The sequence below is a fragment of the Pseudarthrobacter sp. LMD1-1-1.1 genome (assembly GCF_040676255.1).
Classification (GTDB): domain Bacteria; phylum Actinomycetota; class Actinomycetes; order Actinomycetales; family Micrococcaceae; genus Arthrobacter.
Genome location: NZ_JBEGHP010000012.1, coordinates 198,016 through 218,478 on the forward strand (window position 1 = coordinate 198,016; position 20,463 = coordinate 218,478).

Genomic DNA, 20,463 nt, shown 5'->3' on the forward strand with positions numbered 1-20,463 from the left:
ACAAAATGGGAAGAAAGTGACATGAGAGCCTTCACCAATCCATTCCACGCCACCCAAGCGCAACCTGCGCCCAAACTCCGCATCGCCGTCGTGGGCGCCGGCTACTGGGGACCAAACCTGGCGCGCAACCTCCAGGCCAGCCCGGACTGGGACCTGGTGGCCATCTGCGACCTGGATGTCGAGCGGGCGCGGAAACTTGCCGCCACGCTCGGGGACATCCCCTGCGTGGAGTCACTGGATGAGCTGCTGGACACCTTTGAGGTGGACGCGGTAGCCATTGCGACGCCGGCGCGCACCCACCACGGAACGGTCATGACGGCGCTCCGGGCCGGGAAGCATGTCCTGGTGGAAAAGCCGCTGGCAGACAGCAGGGAACACGGGCTGGAGATGGTGGCCGAAGCACATGCCAACGGGCTGGTCCTGATGGCGGACCACACCTACTGCTACACCCCGGCCGTCCTCAAGATGCAGGAACTGGTCCAGTCCGGGTCCCTTGGAGAGATCCTGTTTGTGGATTCCACCCGGATCAATCTGGGGCTCGTGCAGCCCGACGTGGATGTCTTTTGGGACCTCGCGCCGCACGACCTCTCCATCCTCGATTTTGTCCTCCCCGGCGGACTCAACCCCGCCACCGTGTCCGCCTTCGGCGCAGACCCGCTGGGAACCGGGCGGGACTGCGTGGGGCACCTGAATTTCCGGCTTCCCAACGATGCCACCGCCCACGTGCACGTAAACTGGCTGAGCCCCACCAAGATCCGCCAGATGGTGATCGGTGGTTCCCTGCGGACCCTGGTGTGGGATGACCTGAACCCCCAGCAGCGGCTTAGCGTCTATGACCGGGGCGTCAGCCTGGACCGGCAACCCAAATCGGCCGGGGAAAGAGCCTCCACCGCCGTTTCCTACCGCCTCGGCGACACCTGGTCCCCCGCGCTGCCCGAGCGCGAGGCCCTCGGCCAGGTGGTGGCTGAACTCGCGTCCTGCATCCGCAACGGCCGCGACGCCAGGACAGGCGGCGCATCCGGTCTCCGCGTGCTGTCCGTCCTGGAAGCGGTGACCCGCAGCCTGACCCAGGACGGGCGCCCCACTCCCGTGGCCGGTTCTGCCTTGGCCGCGACAGGCGCCGCGTTGGGTGGCTCCGGGGCCGAGTTGGAGGAAGCACTGTGAGCCGCCTTGAGGGGGCCAGCGTCCTGGTCACCGGCGGGGCGGGCACCATCGGATCCACTCTGGTGGACGCCCTCCTGGACGCCGGCGTGAGCCATATCGACGTGCTCGACAACCTGGACCGCGGCAGGCTGGACAACCTGGCCGGCGCCATGGCATCCGGGCAGGTTGAGCTGGTACAGGGCAACATCCAGGACCGGGATCTGGTGCATGACCTCACCCGCGGCAAGGACCTGGTGTTCCACCAGGCGGCCATCCGCATCACCCAGTGTGCCGAGGAGCCGCGGCTGGCCCTGGAGGTCCTGGTGGACGGAAGCTTCAATGTCCTCGAAGCGGCCGCGGAGCACAAGGTAGCCAAGCTCGTGGCGGCGTCCAGCGCCTCCGTGTACGGGATGGCTGAAGAGTTTCCCACCACGGAACGGCACCACCATGCGAACAACGATACTTTCTACGGGGCAGCCAAGTCCTTCAATGAAGGCATGGCCAGGAGCTTCCGGGCCATGACCGGCCTGGACTACGTGATGCTCCGCTACTTCAACGTGTACGGGCCCCGGATGGACGTCCACGGCCTGTACACCGAGGTCCTGGTGCGCTGGATGGAGCGGATCATGGACGGGGAGCCGCCGCTGATCTTTGGCGACGGTCTCCAGACCATGGACTTCATCCATACCGCCGACGTCGCCCGCGCGAACGTGCTGGCCGCCGGCAGTGACGTCGTTGAAGGGACCTACAACGTGGCCAGCGGTACGGAAACCAGCCTGCTGGAGATGGCGCAGGCACTCCTGCGGGTCATGGGTTCCGGCCTCGCCGTAGAGCACGGGCCCGCGCGCCAGGTAAACAGCGTGGTGCGCCGGCTGGCTGACACCTCCGCCGCCGCCCGCGACCTTGGCTTCAAGGCCGAAGTGGAACTGGAAGAGGGACTGCGGCAACTGGTCACCTGGTGGCTGCCGCTGCGCGACGAGATCGCCGCTGCACGGAAGGTTGGTGCCTGATGACTGCTGAACCAGTTCTTGCCCGGATCAACGTCATGAAGCCCTGGCTCGGTGAGGAGGAAGCCCGGGCGCTGGCTGAGGTGGTGGCGTCCGGCTGGGTGGCGCAGGGGCCCAAGGTCAAGGAATTTGAATCGCGCTTCGCCGAATTCCAGGGAGTCCGCCACGCGGTTGCCACGTCCAGCTGCACCACGGCCCTGCATCTGGCGCTGGTGGTCGCGGGAATCGGGCCCGGGGACGACGTGGTTGTGCCGTCCCTGTCGTTCATCGCCACCGCGAACGCCGTGACATATGTTGGGGCGCGCCCGGTGTTCTGCGATGTTGACCCGGCCACCGGAAACGTGACCGCGGAAACCATCCACGCTGCGCTCACTTTGGACACCCGTGCCGTGATCGTGGTGGACCAGGGCGGCGTGCCGCTGGACATCGACCCCATCCGCGAGCTGTGCGACCGGCACGAAATCACCGTGATTGAAGATGCAGCATGTGCGGTCGGATCCACCTACAAGGGACGGCCGGTGGGTGCGGGCGCGGATGTTGCCGTATGGTCCTTCCACCCGCGCAAGATCCTGACCACCGGTGAGGGCGGCATGCTCACCACCAACCGGGCTGACTGGGCGGCCCGGGCCAGGACCCTGCGCGAGCACTCGATGAGCGTGTCCGCTGCGGACCGGCACGGTTCACTGCTCGCTCCGCCGGAGTCTTACCTTGAGGTGGGGTTCAACTACCGGATGACGGACCTGCAGGCCGCCGTCGGGCTGGTGCAGCTGGGCCGGCTGCCGGAGGTGCTGGCACGGCGGCGGGACATCGCAGCGCAGTATGTTGCCGGGCTCTCGAGGGTGCCGGGCCTGCGGCTGGTGTCGGATCCTCCTTATGGCACCACCAACTTCCAGTCGTTCTGGGTGGAGGTCCTGCCGAACTTTGGGACTACGCGGGACGGATTGATGGAGCTCCTGGCGGAAGCCGGCATCTCGGCCAGAAGGGGGATCATGGCGGCGCACCGCCAGCCCGCCTACCGGTGGCGGAACGCGGGCCGGGCCCTGCTGCAGCAGACGGAGCGGCTCAATGACAGGACGCTGATCCTCCCCGTCTACCACGAACTCGACGACGAAGGGCTGGCCAGGATTATCAGCACCATCCGGGCTGCGGCCGCCGGGATGCGCACATGAGTGAGCTGATCCTGATAGCTGCCAGCGGCCTGGCCCGCGAAGTCCTGGCGATGGTGCGCAGCAGCGGCCAGTACGACGTCGTCGGCCTGCTTGATGACGACAAGGAAATGGCGGGCGTGACCGTGGACGGGGCGCCCGTGCTCGGGACCATCGACGACGCCGCGAAGTACACGCACGCGTTCGTCCTGGTCTGCATCGGCTCCGGCCGGGTCCGTGAAGCTGTGGTGGAGCGGTTGACCGCGCTGGGCCTCACCGAGGCCCGTTATGCCATCGCCGTGGATCCCTCCGTCCAGTACCCGGAGGGGTGCCGTGTGGGGAGGGGCAGCATTCTGCTGCGGAACGTCACACTCACTGCGGCCGTCACGCTGGGCTCGCACGTGGTCGCCATGCCGTCGGTGACATTCACGCACAACGACGACGTGGCCGACTTCGCCACATTCGCTGCGGGAGTGTCGCTGGGCGGCGGAGTCCGGATCGGCCGGGGAGCGTACCTGGGCATGAACGCCAGCGTGCGTGAACGGACGTCCGTGGGGGCCTACGCCACGGTGGGTATGGGCGCGGCGGTCCTCAGCAACGTTCCCGATGGCCAGACGTGGGTGGGTGTGCCGGCGCACGAAATCAACGGGGAGAACTTCAAGTTTCGGGGGATGTCATGAGAACCGGGATAGACGTACAGACCATTCCACTGGTGGACCTCGCCGCCCAGCAGGCGGAGGTCCATGAGGAAGTCATGGCGGAACTGGCTGACGTCTTTTCCACGGCTTCCTTTATCGGCGGACCGGCCGTTGCAGATTTTGAGGCCGCGTACGCCTCGTTTGTGGGCGCCGGGCACTGTGTCGGCGTTGCCAACGGAACCGACGCCCTGGAACTTGCCCTGCGGGCCGGGGGCGTCTGCCCCGGCGGGGAAGTGATCATCCCCGCGAATACCTTCATCGCAACGGCAGAGGCAGTCAGCCGCATCGGGGCAGTCCCGGTACCCGTCGACGTCGACCCCCACTACCTTCTGATTGATCCGGACGCCGTGGCGGCCGCCGTCACGTCCAGAACGCAGGCCATAGTGCCGGTCCATTTGTTCGGGCAGACCGCGTTCGTGGAGCGCCTGGTGCCCATCGCGCAGTCCTGCGGTGCCGTGATCATCGAGGATGCTGCACAGTCGCAGGGTGCAACACGCTTTGGAGCCCAGGCCGGTACATTGGGCGCGGCGGCAGGAACCAGCTTCTACCCTGGCAAGAATCTTGGCGCCGCCGGGGATGCCGGAGCGGTGCTGACCGACGATCCCGGCCTCGCGGCGCGCGTCCGACTGCTGGGCGCGCACGGCAGCTCAGAAAAGTACCGGCATGAGGCCATTGGGTTCAATTCGCGGCTGGACACGGTCCAGGCAGTAGTCCTCAAGGCAAAGCTTGCCAGGCTTCACGCATGGAACCAGCGGCGGCGCGCAGCCGCGGAACGGTACGCGGCGCTTCTGGCCGGCGTGCCGGGGGTTGACATTCCGCAGGAGGCGCCCGGAAACGCGGATGTGTGGCACCTGTACGTGGTCCGGGTCCAGCACCGGGATGCGGTCCTCCGGGCGCTGCACGCTGCCGGGATCCACGCCGGCATCCACTACCCCGTCCCGGTTCACCTCAGCGAGGCGTACGCCGGCGGTACTTCCGGTTCGTTCCCTGTTGCCGAAGAAGCCGCCCGCCGGATCCTGTCGCTGCCGCTGTTCCCGCACATCACCGCGGAACAGCAGCAGCGGGTGGCAGAGGTGCTGGCAGATGCTGTGAAGACATCATGACGGCACCCGCGCCCCGCCCCGGAGCTTCCAGTGCATTCGGCTGGAGTGTCCTGAATACGGTACTTTCCCGGCTGGGCACGCTGGGCATCGGCATTGTCCTGGCCCGTGTGCTGGGACCGGAGTCATTCGGCACCTTCGCGGTGGCGCTGGTGGCACTCATGGCGGTGTTGAGCTTCAACGAACTCGGCGTTTCCCTGGCCATCGTCAGGTGGCCGGGAGATCCGGCCCGGATCGTGCCCACCGTCAACGCCATTTCCGTGGCGGGAAGCACCTTGTTCTGCGGGGCGGCCATTGTTGCCGCCCCGGCTTTTACCGCCGCCGTGGGAGATCCACACGCCACGGACGTCATCAGGGTCTTGATCCTCAGCGTCCTGATCAACGGCGTGGTGGCTTCCCCGGCCGCATTGCTTCAGCGGGATTTCCGCGAAAAGACGCGGCTGGGGATCGACCAGGTGAATGTTTGGGTGGGGGCCCTGCTGTCCCTGGTCCTGGCTCTTGCGGGCATGGGAGCGATGGCGCTGGCAGTCGGCCGTGTGGCCGGCAGCCTGCTTGCCGCCGTGATGTTCCTTCGGGCGTCCCCTGTCCCCTACCGGCTGGGCCTGGACCGGGAGCTGGTCATGCCACTGCTCCGGTTCGGGCTGCCCCTGGCGGGCACGAGCATCATCTTCTTCGCGGTCGGCTATAGCGACCAGGTGGTTGGAGGCTCCATCCTAGGGAGCACTGCTTTGGGTTTCTACGTATTGGCTTTCAACTTATCCAATTGGCCCGTCAGTATCCTCGCCCAGCCCCTGCGAAGGGTGGCGCCCGCTGCATTCTCAGCGCTGCAACGTGACAGCGCTGAATTGAACAACGCTGTGATATCAACACTGGGAGTACTCGCCGCTGCAACATTACCGGCGGTTTCATGTCTTGCGGGAAGTGCCATTCCCTTAGTGGACTTCATCTACGGACGGGTTTGGCTGCCAGCTGCGGCAGTGCTCCCGTGGCTACTAGTTTCTGCAATTTGCAGGGTCTTTTGTGATCTCTCCTATGACTATTTAGTAGTCCGTGGCAAGTCTGGGACGGTATTTTCGGTTCAGGCGGTGAGCTTGGTTGTACTGGTACCCATGCTCGTTGGAGGGGCACTGTGGAACGGGGTTTTGGGACTCGCCATGGCCCAAGCCGCCGTGGCATTGGTGGTGGTGCTGCCCCTCTATGGCTGGCAGTTGTCCCGCAGCGGGGTTTCGTTGACCGGAGCGGTCTCTATGCTCTGGCTGCCGCTGTTGATATCACTGGCAGTTGGCGCATGTTCCTTTGGACTGACCTCCTTCATGGCCTTTAACCTCTGGACTCTTCCCCTTGCCGGTCTCCTTGCCGGAGGAACAACATGGGCTCTGCTTCTTATCCGCCGCAAGGATGTCCGGATATTGCTTAGTGTGGGGCGAGTACCGGCCGTACACCCGGCTCAACTGGATAGGCGAGCGACGACAAAATGAGAGTACTTGTTTACGTTCACGACCTGGGTGTCGGCGGCAGCCAGCTGAACGCCATAGAAATTGCCAGTGAACTTCGTTCCAAGGGACACGACATCATTATCTACGGCCGCCCAGGACCCCTGGTGAAAACAATAAAGAACCTGGACCTGGAATTCGTGCCTGCCGGTGAACCCGGCTGCCGTCCCTCGGTTAGAGCGACACGGGAACTGGTTACAATCGCAAAGACACGAAGCGTGGATATCTTGCACGGTTACGAGTGGCCACCAGCGCTGGAGTGCTATATGGCGGCCAGACGACTGGAACGGACAGTCGCTGTAGCAACGGTCATGTCTATGCGCGTAGCCCCTTTCATTCCGGGTCACGTGCCACTGGCAGTAGGTACGGAACTCATCCTGGAGCGTGAAAGGCGTTTTGGTCGCACGAACATCGCCCTGATCGAACCCCCAGTCAACACCCACAGCAACGCGCCAGGACTAGAACTGGGACAAAAAGAATTTCGGCGCAGGTGGGGATTGGAGGACGGCACCTACATTGTTGCCATCGTGTCCCGTTTAGCGCGGCAGTTAAAGCTGGAGGGCATTCTGTCAGCGATGGAGGCAGTGGCCCGTCTGGCGCCCACGGTCCCGGTATCGCTAGTTATAGCCGGAGATGGGCCGGCCCGCGAAATAGTTCAGGAGTACGCCGACGAGATGAACCATCGGACGGGTAAACCGACAGTCGTCTTGACAGGGGAACTCCCCGATCCGCGCCCACTTTACGATATTGCGAACATATGCCTAGGAATGGGAGGCTCCGCACTTCGTGCGATGGCCTTTGCCAAACCATTGGTTGTTCAAGGCGAGGGCGGCTTCTGGGAACTGCTCACTCCTTCGACCCTCCCCACCTTCCTACAGCAGGGGTGGTTTGGCGAAGGCACTGATCCAGCGGGCGGAGCCGACAAACTCTGCAGTCTTCTCAAGGGTTTGCTTTCAGAAGAACAACGGCGCCAGCATCTTGGTGACTTTGGACGGCGACTCGTGGAAGAAAGATACTCATTGTCGATGGCGGGCGAGCGCCAACTGGCGATATATGCCGATGCCGTGAATCCCAGCGATCAAGGAAGGCTCTTTCTGGAGAATGCGTTGGCTGCAGGCAGGTATGCAATCTATGAAGCGCGCCGACGGGCTTCCCGTTTCATGGGATTGGAAGCCTCCGACGACTTCAACACCCGACCGCTGGGCGGCAACCGGCGTTCGGGTAAGTCTCAGGCTAGGAGCATCCAGTGACTCAGCAGACCATTGTCTGGATCGCAGGGACCGGCTGGGACGCTGTCCCCGGTACAGACAAGCGACTCGTTCAGGCCCTACCACCTGATCAGCACGTTCTATGGATTGATCCGCCTGTGCCTGTCAGAAATATGAAGGGTCTGGCTGCACTGACCTCTGCGGGAAAAAGCCCGGACGCGGTAGCGCAGAATGTTTTGCGGGTAAAGGTGTCGGCTTTGCCTGGCGTAACCCGGTTTGGCGTCCGAAGAGTCACTGGCGTATTACTTAGCAGGACCATTCGACGGGCGCTGTCGGGATCTGGACGCAGAGCGAGCGCTGTCGTGGTGGCCTTCCCCCTGGCCCGTTTCCCCCAGTGGGCAGACACGCAAAAGATTCTTTACGTGACTGATGATTGGCTTGGTGGATCCTCCCTCATGGGTTTCTCCCGCAATGAAGTCAAGCGGGTGTTGGTCAAGAATCTGCGGGAGGCTCACAATGTTGCTGCAGTATCGGAGTACCTCAGCAGCGAACTTCGACAGATCCGGCTTTTACGGGAGGACGAGGGGCCCGAACCGCCTTTTACTCTGCTTCCGAACGGGTGTCAGGAAGCAGAGCGCACGGGTTTGCAGTCAGATCCCCAACCGATCGCCGGTCTCGTGGGCCAGCTCAACGAGCGGCTGGATCTCGACGTTCTGGAGGCTGTTCAAGCGAAGGGGGTCAGGATCATGGTCATTGGGCCCCGGGCTGACCGTGATCCGGAGTTTGGACGACGACTCGACCGATTCCTTGCAGCTGCCAATGTGCAATGGTTGGGTCGCGTCGCTCCCGAAGATCTTGCATTTCACCTCCGCCAGCTTGGCGTGGGCCTTACGCCTTACGCTGACACGAGATTCAACCGCGCGAGCTTTCCACTCAAGACCCTTGAGTACCTTGCAGCAGGAGTACCTGTCGTTTCGACGGATATACCTGCTGCCCGCTGGCTGAGCACGGAGCATGTAGAGATCAGCGCCACACCTCAAACATTTGCCCGGAACGTTGTGCACGCACTGTCAAAGCCCGCAGACCTCATCCAAAGACAGCAGTGCCGTGATTTCGCTGCGAATCACTCATGGGCAATGAGGGCAAGGCAATTCCTGGATCTCCTGGAAGCCGGAAGCAGGAATCAAGCTCTCTTAGGCCCAAAGGAGTCCTGACAGTGGTCCAACATCGCCTGTCTCTCGCCATAATCACGCCCAGTTACTCAGAGGATCTGGAACTATGCCGCGACCTCACTGAATCGGTGACCAGGTTCACTGGCGAGACTGTGAAACACTTCGTGCTGGTTCCTGGCAAAGACAAAAGGGCCTTTGAGCAGATAGCAGGACCACGTACTGTACTGCAGGACGTGCGGAGCTATCTTCCTCCCACATTGGTCAAGGTGCCCTATTTCAACTGCTGGCTGAACCTGCGTCAGCCCTTTCCGCCGGTACGCGGTTGGGTTGCCCAGCAGATCGTCAAATTGGCTGCAGCGGCAGCAATGGACACGGACGTGGTCCTGCTCGTGGATTCCGACGTTCTGTTGATAAGGCACATTGACGCAGGATCATTCGCGCCAGGAGGTGAACTGGAATTTTTTGAGGCTCCCGACGGCATCAATGAGTCGTTGCCCCGCCACCACCTCTGGCACGCAGTAGCCAGAAGGCTTCTGGGCCTTCCTCCGGTGAGCAGGTCATTGATGCCTGATTACATCTGCTGGCCTTGCGCTTGGAGCCCTTCAATAGTCCGCGAAATGCTTCAGCGAGTGGAGTCGGTAACCGGCAAACCGTGGGCCACAGCAATCGGGGGAGAGTTGCATTTTTCGGAGATGATCCTATACGGCGTGTACGTCCGGGAAGTTTTGAGTAGAAAAGAAAAGCCGCCAACCACCACATCCATGCGGTGCCTGAATTATTCAGAGGAATCGCCCCTTGATGAGTCAGCCCTCAAGGTCCTGGTACAGCAAGCAGGGCCAGAAGACATCGCAATAATGGTGTCTGCGAAGTCCGGAACACCACTATCAGTCCGCCGCCGTATCCTCGGCGGATTCCCGGTCCCTGATGTCTGAGGCCCTCGCGTGTTGGGCATGGTTGAGGTTATTCCTGCGGTAGGTCGGAAGCCGCCAGGGTTGAGGTAACGGCTGAGCGCGTTTGCGCGAGCGCTACCCGGTCGCAGCCGACGACGCCCCCATCCTCTTCAACCTGCCCGACTACCCACAACCGTGAACGATGGCCGGCGGCAAATCATCGTCGAAACTGATGAGCCACTAGGCTGCCCGAGCTGCGGAGTCATCACCGCCCGCCGTGAAGAACGCCATCTGGAGCGACTCCGAATATTCCTGTCGCTGGGCCCGTGGACGTCCGCTGGTCCACGTATCGGTGGCACTGCGACGAGTTGGCCGGCGAGCGGCTTTCGTTCTTCGAATCCACGCCGCCGCTCCCGGGCCGGGCCCGGTACACGAGATAGCTCCGAGACCCGCTCTTGGAATCGGTCATCCGCTCCGGCAGCGCCGTGTCGAAGACGACCTTCTGATTCGCCGTGACTCGGTCGATGGCCGGTGCCGCCATCACAGAAGACCATGCGGGAAGAGATCGGAAACGAGCTGTCGAAATGCTGCAAACGCATCCGTCACCCGTGCTGCGGCCCTGGCCGTAGTTTCGCCCCCGGTCCGGCTAGCGCATGACCCGAAGTAAACGTCGTTCGAAGGCACCAAGTGTTCGGGTACAGTAAGACACATTTGGCCGCATCAGGAACACGGCCCAAGCGCATTGGACGTCAAAAGCTGGACGCGCTGGCGGTTATGTCCGACGGCGACGACGCTGCAGTCCGGACACGTACCGACATCGTGCCCTGCCTCGTCAACTACCGATTTGATGAGTGACTGAGCGATTCCCCATCCGTGGCCGACAGGGTCCGGCTTGACCTGCGGGTTACGGGACCCGAGGCTTGCGTATGGACAAACTCCTTATCTGGCGAAAACGCAGGGATAAGCAAGGATGACACTTGCTTATCTGGCATGGTGGCTGCGTTGCCGTCTGCACTGGCCCCCTTTAGGTCGTTCATTCGATCTCGTCGGGCTTCCAGGGATCGGGCCAGGGACACGGCTCCGAACGTGAGCACAGCACCTCCCAAGAGCACCATGATGACTGATCTAAGCCGGCTCGAAAATTGCTCGGTCGCCTGGTCTGGGGCATTGATAATCAAAGCTGTGAAAAGGAATCGGTCATCAGCGCCATTGATCTTTTGAACGGTTTTGAGTTCTTCTTCAAGCGTTGTCCCAAGAGCACGCGTGGTAGCCAAAGCCTGCTCCTCCGATTCTCCATGCCCTGTGATTGTCACGACAAAGCCATTCCCATTGATTCCCTTATTAACGGTGTAGTCAGCACTCAGGCCCTTGGACTTAAGTGATTCCGCAACAGCACTGCTGTCCAAACGGGCTATGACTACCTCTGTAATCAGAGAAGGATCAGAGGATCTAAGGAACGGATTGTCCTTGTTCAGTGTGCTGAGCTGAGGTTGCTCATCAAGTTCTTTATCCGTAGGCAGCTTTGGATTGACCATCGCATAGCTCATATTTGATTCGAAGTACCTGGGACCAAATTGAAAGACATAAACCACCGCGATGAGCGTTACCAGCATAGCGGGCAGGATGAATGTCTTATAGCGCCAGATCGTGCGCATGACGGTTAGCGGATCCATCAGAATCTTCCTTCTATATCGGTTGAACTATCACGTTTAGTCATGACCCACAGCGCGCCGCCTAAACCAACTATTAACGGATACGCCAAGGCGAATACCGGAAAAGAAAGGGAGTCGAAAGTAGTCGAACAAACAGCACCCACCGTACCGCCTGCAGCGATGGCCCCGCCGAGGCATTTCAGTGCTGGGGCAGTAGCGGTTTTCGCGGCGAGCAGTGACGCGATGCCGGGAAGGATGAAGTAGGCAATCATGCCCAGGAGCCCTACTATTCCCATGGTTACTGTCGCATTGAGGTATTGGTTGTCCAAAATGAAAAGTGCATTCGGCGGCGTATAGTTACCAGGGCCGGCCCCAAGAACCGGACGATGCTCGAACATCGCTGCAACCCGTGGCCAATTATTTGTGCGGGTGGTGATGGAGGGGTCGCCTTCTTCTGGCATCAAAGCACTGGATAATGTGCTCAACAGCCCGGGAATGCTCAGGAAAAGTCCAGCAACCACAATGGGAGAGATAACGAGGACCCACGAGCGCGCTCGACGCGGCATGAACGGTATGAAAACGGCCATCGCCACCGCTGTTCCCAAGACTCCGGACCTGGAAATAGTGGCCACAATGGCAAAAACTAGAAGCAATGTTCCGCTCCAGTGCAGCCACTTTCGCCCTGCTACGTCGTAGATTCCACGCCAAATCGAAAGAGGTAAGAGCATGCAGCAAACAACGGCAAGTTCTATAGGTGTGAAGGTCGTCCCAGCTACCCTGAGCAGAGCGCCACGGTTTTGAAAGACAGTGTCCCCACCGTTGTATGTAAAACCAGGCATGACATTGTGAAACCACTCGGCCGGATTGATGTGGAAAAAAAACTGTACGGTCGCCACGAGGCAACAAACGACAGCTCCGGACAGAAGTGCCCTGACGAGCACCATTGCGTCGTTGAGCGTCTTTATCGTTTCCGTGGCCACGAAGATCATCCCCGTGCTTGCAAGTAAGAGGATGACCCACCGGTCAGCGGAGGCCCGCGCGGCAATGGAACTTGGTCCCGTCCATCCCGAATAAAGAGCCACATATGTGATGCTCGTTGCCAAAAGCAATAAGGCAAGACCAATTCTCCCTGGGTGACGGTTGGGAATAGGATCGTGCAAACCGAGCAACACTGAGCCGGCCCACAGAAGGAAGAGCAACGTCGATAGCATCAGCGGAACCGTGCCAGCTGCTCCCATGGGGCCAAGCACCATCGTGGACGGAACGGCAAAGACACTGAATGCAGCTGCCTTCAACAACCAGGGGACGCGGCCAGAAGGGAGGCTTGCTGTTTCTTTCTTGATTGGGATGCGTCGTCCATGCGCGCCGGGCTGCGGCCCAGCCGAAACGCTGCCAGTCGTCAACGAGTCACCCCATCGACGTATGCAGGACCAGGTGCAGTCCGGCCAGTTAGCCTCCGGGTCAGTGCCGTTGCTCCCCGTCGGCTTGTGAATGAGTTGGTGACCCTTTGTTTCGCCCTATGCCCCAGAGACAGAGCCAGGTCAGGCTGGGACAGGATTGTAAGGATTTCCCGCGCCAAACCCTTGGGATCACCTGGTTCAACCAACATGCCGGTACACCTGTTCTCCACCAGTTCGACTACGCCGCCTCCAGAGGTCACAACGACGGGGAGCTCCATCGCCATTGCCTCCATGATGGCTACACCAAGCGGTTCAGCGTGACTGGCAAGAGCGAAAACGTGTGCGCGCTGCAAATAATCCAATACTTGTTCTTCCGCAACGGCGCCCAGCAGAGTAACTCGGTCGGTGATGTCTAATTCGAGGATCAGGCCTTCGAGCTCTTTTCGGTAGCCACTGCCACCCTGCTCATCTTCCCCGGCGATGACCAGCTCGACGTCAAGGCCCTGCGCCGTCATCAGCGCCACCGCCCGCACCAGATCGTCATGTCCTTTGCTTTTGTTGAGTCGTCCGCAGCTGAAGAGCCGCGCCGGTCCGCTCCCGTCCCAAGGAATATAGGCACCTTTTCGCGAGAATTTGTCTGTGTCCACCCCCATGGGGACAACTTCGGTGCGTACCCCGACGTCCCTTCCAAGAACCTCTGTGACTTCCTCGAGTAGCCGATGGGTTATAACAAAGGAAAAGTCGGCCTGCTCCCACTTCTTCGGCTGATTAGACCCATAATCTCCAAGTGGTCCATGGAGGGTCAGACTGTACCTCAGTCCTGTCAGCCGATGCGCAAACAATGCAACCTGGGCCGAGTCAGCGCAGGAATGGACATGCACGTGGGTCCAGCCGCGCAAGGACGCCACGTAAGAGAGTTCAGCAGCCGCGACAAGTAGCCCCGATTCACGAACCAGGCTGTTGACGGCTGCCCGCCAACCGGCTGAGGTGGCAACATCTCGCGTGGTTTGGACAATGTCCCTTCGCACTTTTGCCAACTGCCCCCCTCTTGCAGCCTCAATCAGCACCCCCGCCACCTTTATGGCCGATGTGACCGCCATTGGGGTCAAGTAGGTTGTAATTGTCTCCGCTTCATGTGCCCATCTCTGGGCCACGATCCGAGAGTTCGGTTTGCGGGTTGAAACAACGTCCGGTTCCATCCCCAGCTCGCGAAGCGCCGAAAGCTCTCTCCAGAAGAATGTGTGAGTCTGTCCAGGGAATTCTGGAACAAGATATCCGAACTTCAATCCGCCACCTCCATCGGCTTCATCCGCTCCTCCACCGGCTGAGGCCCCGGCAGTTGCCGGCTGCTCTCATCCCGTTCCCAGGTGTCCCCAGCGGCGCGTCTGCCCCTATTTCTTCCACAGAGCGCGAAAGTAACGTAAATTGCAGCATCAATGGCAGAAAAGGGGCCGTGAATCGAGCAAAGCAACGCAAGGAGCGTCCGGGCAGCGGTAGATCTGGCACCGCAGTCCTGTTCCGCGTTCCCGCGATACACACGTTTCAAAGTGCCCAGCAGCGCGCTGGTAGACCGGGGCGTCCTAACCGATGCTGGATCGCACTCCAGGACCTTCTTTTCTTCTTTGGTAAACACCCGGTCAACGAAGTAGTCGTCGCCTACAAATCCCGGAAACCTTTCGAATCTCGCGTGCCCGAATTCGTTGATGCCATACACCCCAGCGCCCCAGAGGGCGGAGGACGATAGCGAGATTCGCGTGCGTGCCCGGTAGTAAGCACGGACCGGCCACGTCGCACTAGTGGTGTCGTATTGGAAGGGAGGGCGTGCCGCGAGCGGACCGCCTTCTTCGGACAGTGCGCCGAGGGTTTGGGCAACGGATTCAGGAGAAAGTTCAATATCTGCGTCGAGGTAGATCCGAGGCCATTTGGTAGCCGCACAATCAGCCGAGTTGAGCGCTTCTGTCTTAGAGGCGCCTGGCATGCTAATAACCCGCACTCCAGGTACGGACGCCGCTATTTGCTCCGTGCCGTCCGTGCAACCATTACATGCAACGATGACTTCCACGTTGCCGCTTTCCAGCAGGGGAACAAGCGACCGCAGGGTTCGTCCGAGGACGGCTGCCTCGTTATGCGCCGGAATAATCACGCAGCCGGAAGGTTGGGCGCTGCGTTCTGCAGCCCTTTCATAGCAGGTGGCATGGGGTAGGCGTTCCCAACGGTGTAGACCAATGACGGTCGCAAGGGCAAGTCGTCGTTCCGGCTTTCCGGCTCGCAGGAGTTCTCCCACCGCCACCGTGCAATGCACCAAAACAGCCTCAAGAGAGGTTCCGTGCTTGCGAGAGTACCTGATCCGATTCACGGCCATCAGGGCACTGAGGTCCGGCGAGGATCCGGAAGCACCGCCTTGATGCTTCATTCGCGCGCGGGGCTCGAACCAGACGGAAGCACCTGCCTGCCGTGCACGCCGAAAGAAGTCAGTTTCCTCCGAATAGAGGAAGAACCTCTCGTCCCAGCCGCCGACCGACTCGGCGGTTTCGGAGGAAACAAGCAACGCCGCTCCTGTCGCCCATTCAGCCGGATGTGGATAGGCGTAACTTTCACTGTTGTAGTCCATCTCAGACAACCAGCCGGGGCGCCCGGGCAGCTTGCTGCCGAGGCATGCGTCTCCAAGCGACCGAAGCAGGCTTGGCTCCCTTCGCAGGGACAAGTAGGTAGTGCCGTCCCCATTGAGCAGCCTCGGAACCACAATCCCCGCTGCGCTGGAGCGCATGCGGTCACGCAGGGCTTTGATGGACCCTCGTTCGAGCCAGATATCCGGATTCAGGATGAGGAACGAGTCGGCCGTTCCCGCGCTTTTTGCCGCCAGGTTAAGGCCGCCGGAGTATCCTCGATTACCGCCTGTGGAAAATGAGTGTACGTCCACCTCCGAGACCAGGGTGTCCAAAGTTTCCCGGGAAGCGGAATTATCCGCAATAACAACTTTGATTGACTGATCCGCCGTCTCCCGCCTCAAAGACTGGAGCAACCGCCCAATGTCGTGTTGGTTGTTATAAGTGACGATTAGGACGGCGACATCGGTGTGTGCACCAAGGGGGGAGAACCTGCCTGGCTGCAGCCCAGCGCTCGACCGGGAAGACGTATAGGTGGGCAGCCCGGAATGCTGAAGTCGGGACGGCGTCGGAGGAAGGCCGATGAAGCTATCTCTCCGAACGGACATATATGATCCTGGTCCATTCAGGAGATACCTTTTAGCAAGACGGCGAGGTTCCATGGCAAGACGCCAGGCCCACTCCATTCCGAGTTTTTTCACCGAGTCAGGCGCCCGGCGTACGCGTCCCGCCAGGAAGTCCACTGCAGCACCGAAAGCCAACAGGGCCTTGGCACCGGTCTGTGCACCGTATTCCGCGATCCACAGCTCTTGGCGTGGTTTGCCCAGGCAAACAACGAGGACGTCCGCTTCTGCTTCTTTTATTCTTGCGCACAACTCCCTGCTCGAGTCGGAGTCTTCCAGTGATTCACGCTGCGGTGCCCACCAGCCCACTATTTGCAGGTCAGGGCGTTCGATTGCGAACTTCTCCCGTACAAGGCGCTGTGTTTCGCAGGTGCCGCCCAGGAATCCAACACGAAGCCCCTCCAGTGCACACCGGTCAAGGATAGATTCAATGATGTCGCTGCCAGCCAGTCTCGGCCACTGACGCCCCGTCAACTTGTTCGCTTGAGTCACCAGGGGTGCGCCGTCCAGCAACGTCAGCCATTCCACCGATTCCTCGCATTTGAGTGCCTGCTCCCAGAATCCCTGGGCACCAAAATGCTGGACGTGGTCGAGATTGGCGGACAGCACAGCCAGGGTCTTCCGCTCTGCCTTTAGTGCATGTCCAACAATCACCGCGATGGCATTCTCGGAGCTCATCAGGTCGACGGCCACGCCACCGATTGTCACTGGCGTAAACAGCCTGGTGACATCACTCTCCGGGAGAGATCTCCCCGAGATAGAGTAATGCCTGCCGTGACTCCACGATGCTGCAGACCGGGGGGAAAGCAGCGAAGGAAGCTCCAGCTTGAGGATCCGGCGGGCGAATTCAGGTGCAGACGTCATTTTGCGCTCCATGGTCGCGACGCAGTCACGCAGTGGCCGGAATTGCGGGGTCTGCACTCCCCACACCGGCCGGCGCCATAGGCCGAGCGCCCTGCCTGTTGCGTCAGTCAGTTGTCACGGATGTCTTTTGAGTCGAAAGGCAGTTTGCACCTTCCTGTTCACGGCCCGGAACCAAGGGCCGTCAACCCCATAGGGCTCCCGTTTTTCAACCGTAGGCTGGCCACAACTGCACACCTAGAGGGCGGGGGGCTCCATGTGGGTATCCGCATGACGCTTTGTGGTGGAGCCGCAAAGTCACGGCACCCTAGGCGGCTGTCCTGAAAAACAGCTCTGTTACGGCAGCCAGGTGCTTGGGATCCTCAACCCCGCACAACTCGCGTGCCGAGTGCATAGACAGAAGCGGGATACCCACATCCACCGTCCGGATACCCAGCCTCGTTGCCGTCAACGGCCCGATCGTCGAGCCGCACGGGACAGCGTTGTTGGACACGAACTCCTGATACGGCACGCCGGATTCGGCGCATAGCCGCGCCCAAAATGCGGCACCAAACGCATCCGTGGCGTAGCGCTGGTTCGCATTGATCTTCAGCAGCGGGCCGTCGTTGAGTAAGGGATGGTTGGCCGGGTCGTGCCGCTCGGCGTAGTTCGGGTGCACCGCGTGCCCAGCATCGGCAGAAACACAAAACGACGACGCCAGAGCCTGCCGCCGTTGGCTCACCGTAGCCCCAAGGCCGTCAGAGATGCGCACTAGGACGTCTTCAAGGATGGGACCGCAGGCACCCGAACGCGAGTTGGAGCCGATCTCCTCGTGGTCAAAGACGGCCAACACGGCGATGGGCCCGGAATCTGGAGCAGAAGCGGCGTGCCCCATCAACGCAACCAGCCCCGCGTGCGCGGACGACAGGTTATCCAGCCGCCCGGACGCGAAGAACTCCCCCTTGCCCCCGAAAACTGCAGGCGCCTGCGTATCCGCAATAACGACGTCATACCCGCCGATCCTCGCAGGATCGACGCAAGCACCGTGCACGCTTGAAGCGAGCACGGCGAGCAGGTCAAAATCAGACGGGTTGCCCAGCCCCCAGACGGGATTCATGTGGCGCTGCTTATCCAGGGCCAGCCCGTCGTTTACGGCCCGGTCCAGGTGGATGGCCAACTGGGGGAACCGCAGCAGGGGTCCAGTGGCAGTCAGGTGCTCGGCGCCGTCGAGCATCACCAGCCGGCCGGCGAGCTGCAGTTCCCGGTCGAGCCAAGAGTTCAGCAGCGGCCCCCCATAGACCTCGACACCCGCCTGAAGCCAACCGTGCGCACCGGTAGTGGGCTGGGGTTTGAGCTTGAAAGACGGAGAATCCGTGTGGGCCCCCAGGATGTTGAAGCCGGTCTCGGGACCGGCATCCTCCGGCACCACCCAGGCGATCACCGCGCCGTCTCGGATCACAAAGCAGAAACGGCGGGTCCCCTCCCAGGGTTCCAGCTCATCCAGTCGGGTGAACCCGGCCTCTTCCAGCCGCCGCGCCGCTTCGTGCACTGCGTGGAAGCTCGACGGCGACGCGCTGATATAAGCGCCAAGGTCCTGAATGTGCTCTGCGGCGGAGGAAAGAGAAGGCATGGTTCCGAGTCTAGAGTGTGACGCGGAGACCCGTTGCGGCCCCTATGAGGGGAGGGCTATCCGATAGATATGGTGGGTGTATTCATGCGCAAACTCATCAGTGAACTTTCCACCCTCCAACTTCACCGTCCGGCCTTCGTCGACTACGTCAACCGAGGTTCCAGCCAAGGATGGGGGCAGCGTGAAGGTGCGCCTGCCCGGTTCGCTGCCCAGAGAAATCTCAGCGAAGACATAGGCAAACTTGTCCTTTGCCTTGAGCATGGTATCCAGCCCCGGCCCGAAATCCCAGCCATATGATTGCGTGTTAATCACAGGCGCGAGGGCAGTAATTTTCGCATTGGATCTACGGATGAGGTCTCTGCGCTCCTTACTGCAGTCCACCAGCGAGTACACGCCGTTGATGCCGTCATTGTTGTGCTGAAAGAAACAGATGCCGCGGGCCTCATGAATGATAGCCGACCAGCATGCACCCTCGATCTGCTCGGGGCTGATGGTTCGTGCCCCAGTATCACTGAGGAACGGCATTGCTGTTTCTACAAACATCCAGTTTGGCTTACTGCCTGCTTGAGACTGGTAGGAGCGCATCCTGTCCACCAGCCACCCATAGGTAGCTGAGCGGGCCACCGCCGCTCCCTCTGGCCAATGCGGTGACTGCATTATTGCCGTTTCGATGTTGGGAGAGGTGTAGGCGTAGTTGTCCACGCTTGCCACGTCCACGGCGTCCATGAAGTCGTCCATGGTCCCGCGCGCCCACCACGTCCCCAATACGCCCTTTGAATAATTGGCGTTGACGAACCTGCCGTCGTTCCGGGACCGAAGATTTGCTACCTGCGCGCGCATATTGGCGAGGTTGGCATCTGTACTGCCGCCGCCACACCCCAGTCCTATGTCGCACTCGTCATAGGCGAACAAGCCCACGGCCAAGGGATCATCCCCAATTTCGGCTGCTGAGAACTCGTCCTGAACAATGCAGGAAATGCCTTTGGAAGTGGCAACGCTCAGAGCATCGTTATGTTCCACGGCCTGGAAAGTGTTGATGCCCACAGACTTCAACTGATCCGCATGAGCCGGACGCGCCAAGAAAACGGCTAGCGGAAAAAAGGACGGATCTGTCCAGCCGGCAGCCGCCGCCCTAGGGAACGCCGCCCAATATGCCGGTCCGCCTTCCCATGCGGTTCTGGGCAAGTCAGATAACGGGGGATAGCTCGTTCCCGGCTGACGCCGCCCGGCAGCGTTATTGCCCCGGGCGGCAGCTACAACGGCAACACCGGCACCGGCCGCTGTTGCAGTAACCCCTATTAAAAATGCCCGACGATTTATCGCGTGGCCCCTGAATCTTGTCATATTGCACCCCTTTCCCGTCTCAAGTTTCGCCTGCTGCAGGGAAGCACTCCAGGAGCAACTGCGGATACTGCGGAAAGTATGCGGACGCCGCTAGCCCAAGTCCACAATTCAGCGAGGCGCATCGACGTGGCTGACCGGAGCGTCCCTCGAAACTGCTATTTCTGTCATGTCCTGCCTGTACTCCCGCCCGGTCAGACGTCGCTTTTCTTCAGCCCGATCATTGCCGGGGTGAGGAAGAGCAGCACGTAGCCTGGGTCAACGCCGGCCTCGCTCGAAATGTACTGGCGAACATACTTCCAGAACTCAGCGGGACGAGGGACAAGAACCTTGCCGCGGTGGACAGGACAAAGAAGATTGGAGTTAGGCCGGTGATCCCGCCAGCGGAATTGCGCACCACCGTTCCCGCGACAGGCCGTCAAGACGACATCTGCCATACAGAGGCCGCCGGTGAAGATGCTGTAGAGCACTCTCTGTCTCATTCGAGGTCGAAACACATGTCTTCGAACACTCGG

Annotated in this window: 16 protein-coding genes; 9 read left to right on the forward strand and 7 right to left on the reverse strand. The window is 60.9% G+C overall.

The window, feature by feature from the left end; all coding sequences use genetic code 11:
* Positions 1–21: 21 nt before the first annotated feature.
* From MRBLMD1_RS06460 to MRBLMD1_RS06500, 9 genes are read left to right on the forward strand one after another with little or no spacing between them, the layout of a single operon-like run.
* Positions 22–1,164 (forward strand): Gfo/Idh/MocA family protein, encoded by a 1,143-nt coding sequence (locus MRBLMD1_RS06460; protein ID WP_364398308.1) that lies wholly within the window; start codon positions 22–24, stop codon positions 1,162–1,164.
* Positions 1,161–2,153, forward strand: coding sequence for an NAD-dependent epimerase/dehydratase family protein (locus tag MRBLMD1_RS06465; protein ID WP_364398310.1), 993 nt, complete (start codon positions 1,161–1,163; stop codon positions 2,151–2,153). The genes MRBLMD1_RS06460 and MRBLMD1_RS06465 overlap by 4 nt, the downstream gene beginning before the upstream one ends.
* The gene (locus MRBLMD1_RS06470; RefSeq protein ID WP_201302367.1) at positions 2,153–3,319 is read left to right on the forward strand and encodes a DegT/DnrJ/EryC1/StrS family aminotransferase; all 1,167 of its coding nucleotides are present in this window, start codon (positions 2,153–2,155) and stop codon (positions 3,317–3,319) included. The genes MRBLMD1_RS06465 and MRBLMD1_RS06470 overlap by 1 nt, the downstream gene beginning before the upstream one ends.
* Positions 3,316–3,975 carry an acetyltransferase gene (locus MRBLMD1_RS06475; RefSeq protein ID WP_364398312.1) on the forward strand — a complete coding sequence of 220 codons (660 nt, stop codon included), beginning with the start codon at positions 3,316–3,318 and terminating at the stop codon, positions 3,973–3,975. Before MRBLMD1_RS06470 ends, MRBLMD1_RS06475 begins: the two co-directional genes overlap by 4 nt.
* Positions 3,972–5,096: a DegT/DnrJ/EryC1/StrS family aminotransferase gene (locus MRBLMD1_RS06480; protein ID WP_364398314.1), complete on the forward strand. Its 1,125-nt coding sequence runs from the start codon at positions 3,972–3,974 to the stop codon at positions 5,094–5,096. Before MRBLMD1_RS06475 ends, MRBLMD1_RS06480 begins: the two co-directional genes overlap by 4 nt.
* A complete protein-coding gene (locus MRBLMD1_RS06485; RefSeq protein WP_364398316.1) occupies positions 5,093–6,571 on the forward strand; it encodes an oligosaccharide flippase family protein in 1,479 nt (492 codons plus the stop codon). The genes MRBLMD1_RS06480 and MRBLMD1_RS06485 overlap by 4 nt, the downstream gene beginning before the upstream one ends.
* Positions 6,568–7,836, forward strand: coding sequence for a glycosyltransferase (locus MRBLMD1_RS06490; RefSeq protein ID WP_364398318.1), 1,269 nt, complete (start codon positions 6,568–6,570; stop codon positions 7,834–7,836). Before MRBLMD1_RS06485 ends, MRBLMD1_RS06490 begins: the two co-directional genes overlap by 4 nt.
* Entirely contained in the window at positions 7,833–9,008 is a 1,176-nt protein-coding gene (locus MRBLMD1_RS06495) for a glycosyltransferase (RefSeq protein ID WP_364398320.1), read from the forward strand. The genes MRBLMD1_RS06490 and MRBLMD1_RS06495 overlap by 4 nt, the downstream gene beginning before the upstream one ends.
* A gap of 2 nt (positions 9,009–9,010) precedes the next feature.
* Entirely contained in the window at positions 9,011–9,898 is an 888-nt protein-coding gene (locus MRBLMD1_RS06500; RefSeq protein WP_364398322.1) for a DUF6492 family protein, read from the forward strand.
* 794 nt (positions 9,899–10,692) lie between these two features.
* On the opposite strand, the gene MRBLMD1_RS06505 is transcribed toward MRBLMD1_RS06500, so the two are convergent.
* The 7 genes from MRBLMD1_RS06505 to MRBLMD1_RS06535 all read right to left on the reverse strand — a co-directional run bounded on the left by MRBLMD1_RS06505 (position 10,693) and on the right by MRBLMD1_RS06535 (position 20,418).
* A complete protein-coding gene (locus MRBLMD1_RS06505; protein WP_364398324.1) occupies positions 10,693–11,529 on the reverse strand; it encodes a chain-length determining protein in 837 nt (278 codons plus the stop codon).
* A complete protein-coding gene (locus tag MRBLMD1_RS06510) occupies positions 11,529–12,911 on the reverse strand; it encodes an O-antigen ligase family protein (protein ID WP_364398326.1) in 1,383 nt (460 codons plus the stop codon). Before MRBLMD1_RS06510 ends, MRBLMD1_RS06505 begins: the two co-directional genes overlap by 1 nt.
* Positions 12,908–14,194: an exopolysaccharide biosynthesis GT4 family glycosyltransferase EpsE gene (epsE, locus tag MRBLMD1_RS06515; RefSeq protein WP_364398328.1), complete on the reverse strand. Its 1,287-nt coding sequence runs from the start codon at positions 14,192–14,194 to the stop codon at positions 12,908–12,910. The genes MRBLMD1_RS06510 and epsE overlap by 4 nt, the downstream gene beginning before the upstream one ends.
* Positions 14,191–16,830 carry a WecB/TagA/CpsF family glycosyltransferase gene (locus MRBLMD1_RS06520; RefSeq protein ID WP_364398330.1) on the reverse strand — a complete coding sequence of 880 codons (2,640 nt, stop codon included), beginning with the start codon at positions 16,828–16,830 and terminating at the stop codon, positions 14,191–14,193. Before MRBLMD1_RS06520 ends, epsE begins: the two co-directional genes overlap by 4 nt.
* A gap of 475 nt (positions 16,831–17,305) precedes the next feature.
* Positions 17,306–18,607: a M18 family aminopeptidase gene (locus tag MRBLMD1_RS06525; protein ID WP_364398332.1), complete on the reverse strand. Its 1,302-nt coding sequence runs from the start codon at positions 18,605–18,607 to the stop codon at positions 17,306–17,308.
* 42 nt (positions 18,608–18,649) lie between these two features.
* Positions 18,650–19,651, reverse strand: a complete 1,002-nt coding sequence (locus MRBLMD1_RS06530; protein ID WP_364398334.1) for a hypothetical protein — start codon at positions 19,649–19,651, stop codon at positions 18,650–18,652.
* Positions 19,652–20,142: 491 nt separating this feature from the next.
* Positions 20,143–20,418: a hypothetical protein gene (locus MRBLMD1_RS06535; protein WP_364398336.1), complete on the reverse strand. Its 276-nt coding sequence runs from the start codon at positions 20,416–20,418 to the stop codon at positions 20,143–20,145.
* Positions 20,419–20,463 lie beyond the last annotated feature (45 nt).

Excerpts from the sequence above, each read along its gene's own strand:
- MRBLMD1_RS06485 (WP_364398316.1), top strand. The coding sequence starts at position 5,093 with ATGACGGCACCCGCGCCCCGCCCCGGAGCTTCCAGTGCATTCGGCTGG.
- MRBLMD1_RS06480 (WP_364398314.1), top strand. The coding sequence starts at position 3,972 with ATGAGAACCGGGATAGACGTACAGACCATTCCACTGGTGGACCTCGCC.
- MRBLMD1_RS06470 (WP_201302367.1), top strand. The coding sequence starts at position 2,153 with ATGACTGCTGAACCAGTTCTTGCCCGGATCAACGTCATGAAGCCCTGG.
- MRBLMD1_RS06475 (WP_364398312.1), top strand. The coding sequence starts at position 3,316 with ATGAGTGAGCTGATCCTGATAGCTGCCAGCGGCCTGGCCCGCGAAGTC.
- MRBLMD1_RS06490 (WP_364398318.1), top strand. The coding sequence starts at position 6,568 with ATGAGAGTACTTGTTTACGTTCACGACCTGGGTGTCGGCGGCAGCCAG.
- MRBLMD1_RS06505 (WP_364398324.1), bottom strand. The coding sequence starts at position 11,529 with ATGGATCCGCTAACCGTCATGCGCACGATCTGGCGCTATAAGACATTC.
- MRBLMD1_RS06460 (WP_364398308.1), top strand. The coding sequence starts at position 22 with ATGAGAGCCTTCACCAATCCATTCCACGCCACCCAAGCGCAACCTGCG.
- MRBLMD1_RS06525 (WP_364398332.1), bottom strand. The coding sequence starts at position 18,607 with ATGCCTTCTCTTTCCTCCGCCGCAGAGCACATTCAGGACCTTGGCGCT.